Source organism: Clostridioides sp. ES-W-0018-02 (assembly GCF_020658175.1).
GTDB lineage: Bacteria > Bacillota > Clostridia > Peptostreptococcales > Peptostreptococcaceae > Clostridioides.
Genome location: NZ_JACVVY010000032.1, coordinates 1 through 3,677, shown reverse-complemented (window position 1 = coordinate 3,677; position 3,677 = coordinate 1). Strand labels below are relative to the sequence as shown.

The 3,677-nt window shown below is 29.2% G+C and carries 2 protein-coding genes and 1 pseudogene; all 3 read right to left on the bottom strand.

Annotation, left to right across the window (positions count from 1 at the left end; translation table 11 throughout):
• Positions 1 to 4 precede the first annotated feature (4 nt).
• The gene (locus IC219_RS21080) at positions 5 to 142 is read right to left on the bottom strand and encodes an XkdX family protein (protein ID WP_227435842.1); all 138 of its coding nucleotides are present in this window, start codon (positions 140 to 142) and stop codon (positions 5 to 7) included.
• Positions 142 to 474: a hypothetical protein gene (locus tag IC219_RS21075; protein WP_227853492.1), complete on the bottom strand. Its 333-nt coding sequence runs from the start codon at positions 472 to 474 to the stop codon at positions 142 to 144. Before IC219_RS21075 ends, IC219_RS21080 begins: the two co-directional genes overlap by 1 nt.
• An 18-nt stretch (positions 475 to 492) precedes the next feature.
• Positions 493 to 3,677, bottom strand: a pseudogene (locus IC219_RS21070) (hypothetical protein); the annotation flags it as partial.

Sequence of the window (3,677 nt, the reverse complement as noted above, 5' to 3'; positions counted from 1 at the left end):
AGAACTATCCTATATAGTCCTCACCTGTTATTTCTCTATATTCTACTTCAGTTATTTTATTCTTACCTACTGAATTTTTAACCATTTCTTTAGTCCACATTTTATTATCATAATAATATTTTATTTTATCGTAATTTAACATTATATTAATCCTCCCATCATTAAGCTGTAATTTATATTTGCATTTTCCTGTTCTAATTCTTTAATCTTTTTTAATACTTCTTGTTCAGGTGTTAAAGGTATTTCCACATACTCATATGTAATCTCTTTTGTTGCCTTATCTACATACATAATAGATGCAAAACCTTCTCTTTGCTCTGATTCTACAACTTCGTCAACTAATACCCCATTTAATTCTAATTCTTGTACTGATTTATTTAGACCATATACTTTGTCAAAAGGCATATTGTGTATTAAATTTACCTTATATATATTTCCTTCTTTGTGTTCTAATCCTGTTAAATATTTTTGCATTTTAGTTCCTCCTAATTTTTAATTATAATAAGCTACTTTTTGTACTATATGTGTGTTTTGTAATTTAACCACTTTTTGGCCAAACTCTCCTATATAAAGGTACTTAGAATTGGTACATATTGTATATACATTGTTTATACTATCACTAAAACTCCATATTTCAGTACCATTGTGGGATAATTTTTTTACAGTTTTATCGTCACTTCCACTATAAATATTATCTTCTGAATCTATATGTACATGGTTTATCACTCCCGTATGACCTAAGAACGTCCATATATCATCTCCAATTGAAGATATTTTTCTTATTATGTTGTCGTAACTTCCACTTACAATATTACTTTTAGAATCTATTGCAACTGAATACATTAAATTAGAATAATACTTTTTCCATACAAGAACTCCTTCAGAGTTTAATCTTGTTATTGAACGGTCATTACCACATATTGTAATATTATCTTTAAAATCTACAACAACTGAACGCATATAATTTGGATTATTATAATTCCAAATTTCATTACCATCAGGAGATATTTTTTTCGTTTGATTACCTGTACTATAAATATTATCTTTAGAATCTACTACAACTGAAGGTACATAAGCTGTATGCCCATTAAATTTCCAAATTTCATTACCATCAGGAGATATTTTTCTTACTGTTTTATCATCGCTGCCAGTTATTATATTATTATGTGAATCTATACATACACTTCTAACCCAATTATCATAACCTGTATATTCCCACAATTCTATCTTGTCTTGTGATATTTTTTTTACACGATTGCTAGCATTTCCTATTATGATATTATTATCTAAATCCAAGCATATAGAACAGACATTGCTATTTGTATTAAATCTCCATACTTCAATAGGAGCAGGTAAAACCTCTTTCACAATAGTATCTAATTTAGTTACTTTGTGTATTTCACTTTGATTGTCTTTTGCGATTAAAATACCTAAATTCTGCTGAAATTTTCTTATTATATTATCTTGTGCACCACTCACTATATTATTTTGAGAATCTATATTTATACAATCTACAATAGCAGTATGGTCTGTAAATTTCCATATCTCCTTTCCTTGAGGAGATATTTTTTTTAATGTTTTATCACGACTACCACTAATTATATTATTTTGAGAATCTACACATAGCGAATTTACAAAGTCAGTATGACCTGTAAATTTCCATATTTCAGTACCTTGAGAAGATATCTTTGTTATTACTCCATTGTTATGTCCACTTATAAAGTTATCTTCAGAGTCTACTGATAGAGATATTATATTTGCTCTATCAGATGCTCTAAATATCCAAATTTTAACGCCTTTACTTGATGTCTTTGTTACTTCGGCATCTAAACTAGCACTAATTATATTATTTTGAGAATCTACGCATAGAGAAGTTATATCTCTTACATGTCGTTTTACACTCCAAATTTGAGTTCCTCCAGAAGTTATTTTTGTTAGCACACCTCCATTAGTCCCACTATAGACATTATTTTCTAAATCTATACATACCGCACTTACAGCAGTACTATTTCCACCATATCGCCATATTTCAGTACCTTGAGAAGATATCTTCCTTACTGTAGTATCTGCACTCCCACTTATTATATTACCACTCGAATCTATACATACTGAATAAACACTACTTGCATGACCTGCAAACTTCCAAATCTCTACACCATAACTCGAGATTTTTCTAATAGTATTATCACTGCTACCACTATAAATATTATCTTGTGAATCTATACATAATGACTTTATATATAATGTATGACCTGCAAACCGCCAAACTTCTTCAACATCATCAGGCATATCTGGCATTTGTTTTATACTACTAATATTACTTGCCATAGTTTGAAATGTATCACTACTATTAGTTGGTACTTTTTTGTCAGTAATAGCAGTAGCGATTAATTCCTTTCCATTACTGACAGATTGAAAAAGTTCATTAACTGCATCTGTTAGGTTTTTAGCATTTGTGCTTAATTCGTTTACACCTATTTTTGCATCAATTTTAACACTGGAATAAGTACTATCTAGTGTTGTTATATTATCGTTTATTGTAGCTGTTATAACTTCTTTATTTGTATTACCATTTACAACAGTCACTTTTACATCTATATTACTTTCATTAAAAATTTCTATTGTATTAGAATCAACTACAGTATAAGAATTAGTCATACTTTTCTTAGTTGCTTCATCTAGTATCGCTACAAATATATTCTCTGTAACAAGATTATGATTAACTGTAAGTTTAAAGTATTCTCCATCAGCAACCCAATCAGAAGAAATATAAGATTTACTAAAGGCTACATTTGTTGCTGCCGAAGTCATCTCTGCTATTTTCTCATTAACCTTTTCAAAATCATAAGTCAATCTGCCTTTCAGAGTATCCTTTACAGTCCCATCAACTGTTTCTCTTGCTTGCATTAATTCGCCTCTAGCATCAAGGCTTTCAAGTTCTCCAAATCTATCCTCAATTTCAGTAATCTTATTGCTCACAGTAGTTGTCATATCTGTTTTAGCAGTATCAACTTCAACTATTTTGTCATCTACTTCTTTTATTTTGTTATCTAATTTTGTAGTACTTTCATCAATACAATCTTCTATATTAGATATAGATTGATTTACTTCATCAAGCTTATAATCAATCTGCTCTTGATTATCTGTAAGTTTATCTTCAAATGTTTTATCATAATAATTAAAAGTATTTTCTGTTCTAGTATCTAAGTCTTGAAATTTTTTATCTGTCTGAGCTTGTACATCAAGCATTTTATCATCAACTATATTATCTATTTCTTCAGACTTGGCATCTATCATTTCATCGAGTTGTAATTGGCAATCAGTTAATTTATCATCAACTTGGATTTGCATGTTTTGAATAGATTCTTCACGATTTTCTTCTTGATTTTGACGTGTTAATTCATTAAACTCTCTATCGTCTTCTTGTATATTTCTTAAGTCTTCATTATAAATTCTAATCTGCTCTGCTTTATCTCTAACTTCTTCATTTCCAAGAATAGTTATTTCAAGTTGTTCAACTCTTTTAGTCAATTCTTTATTGTTCTTTATAATTTCCTCAGCTTGAGATATTAAGACTAATAAGACTCCATACTCATCAGTCGAAGTAATGTCATCATCATTTATCATACCTTCTTCGACTCTATAATAAAGGTTGCTGGTATTAAGTAGGGTACCAT